General features: G+C 64.3%; 1 protein-coding gene. It reads left to right on the top strand.

Features of this window, described 5'->3' with window-relative positions; genetic code table 11:
* Nucleotides 1-1,461, top strand: a 1,461-nt coding sequence (locus tag ACIPIA_RS16190) for an ABC transporter substrate-binding protein (RefSeq protein WP_400510999.1), incomplete at its 5' end; no start/stop codon positions are given.
* Between the last annotated feature and the right edge of the window lie 3 nt (nt 1,462-1,464).

The following is a 1,464-nucleotide window of genomic DNA, read 5'->3' on the forward strand; positions in this document are numbered from 1 at the left end:
CTCGCTCTGGGAACCATCGCCCCGGCCCAGGCCGCGAAAGAGCGCTTGGTGGTGGATCTCGTGAACGAGCCCTCCTCGCTCGATCCACAGGTTCAATGGAATCCGGACAGCTACTACGTCTATCGCAACATCTTCGACAATCTCGTGACGCGCGACGACAAGGGCGATATCGTTTCGCAAGTTGCGACATCGTGGAAGTACCTGTCCGATACCGAGATCGAATTCCAGCTTCGCCCCGACATCACCTTCCATGACGGCTCGAAGCTGACCGCGGACGATGTCGTCTTCAGCGTCAAGCGCATCACCGATCGCAGTTTCGGCAGCCCGCAGCTCGGGCAGTTCGACAAGATCGTCGATGCGGTGGCGCTCTCGCCGACCAAGGTCAAGCTGACCACGAGCGGGGCCTATCCCGCTTTGCTCGCGCAACTCGTCAAGCTCTCGATCGTGCCCAAGGCGATCGTAGAGGCGGTCGGCAAGGATGCCTTCAATCTGAAGCCCGTCGGCAGCGGACCTTACAAGTTCGAGAATTGGCAGCGCGGCGTCGCGGTGACGCTGACCCGCAACGACGCCTATTGGGGCACGAAGGGTCCGTTCCCGAGCGTCGTCTTCCGGGCCGTTCCGGATAGCGCGACCCGCCTGGCGAACCTCCAGACCGGCACCAGCGACCTTGCCGTGACGCTCGACAGCGATCAGGCGGCCGCGCTGAAATCCGCAGCGAAGGCCAAGCCCCTGACAGGCCTGACGGAGCGCGTCGCCTATCTGCGCCTGAATACGACGAAGCCGCCCTTCGACAACGTAAAGGTCCGCCAGGCGGCGGCTTTCGCCATCGACAAGGAGGGGCTGGTGGATGGCCTGCTCGGCGGCTTCGACAAGCCGGTCGGGCAGTTGCTGACGCCCGCGATCTTCGGATGGATCGACGGCATGCCGGCCCCGAAATACGACCTCGCCAGGGCGAAAGCGCTGGTCGCCGAGGCAGGCCCCGCGGCGAAGGCCGAGATCGAGCTTTCCACGGCCCCGGTCTTCGACCAGCGCATCGTGCAGGCCGTGCAGCAGCAGCTCGGCGAAGCCGGGCTCAACGTCAAGATCGCGATGTCGGACATGGCGAGTTACCTGAAGCGCGCCCAGGCTGGGCCCGAGGGCACCTCGACGCTGAGCTTCGGCCGGTGGTCCTGCGCCTGCCAGGACGCCGATGGCGTGCTCTTCCCGCTGCTGCACAAGAGCAGCGGCTGGTCGGCCTATCGCAACGACAAGACCGACAGCCTGCTGGAAGCCGCCCGCCAGACCCTGGACAAGGACAAGCGCCTCGCCGCCTACAAGCAAGTCCACGAGATCGTCGCCAACGACGTGCCGGTGATCCCGCTCTACCAGGCCGTCGTGATCTATGGCGCGACCAAGAATCTCAATTTCACGCCGACGCCGAACGAAAGCATGTTTCTGAACCGGATGAGCTGGAGCGACTGAGCG

It is taken from the genome of Allobosea sp. CER48 (assembly GCF_044752385.1).
Taxonomy (GTDB): Bacteria; Pseudomonadota; Alphaproteobacteria; order Rhizobiales; family Beijerinckiaceae; genus Allobosea.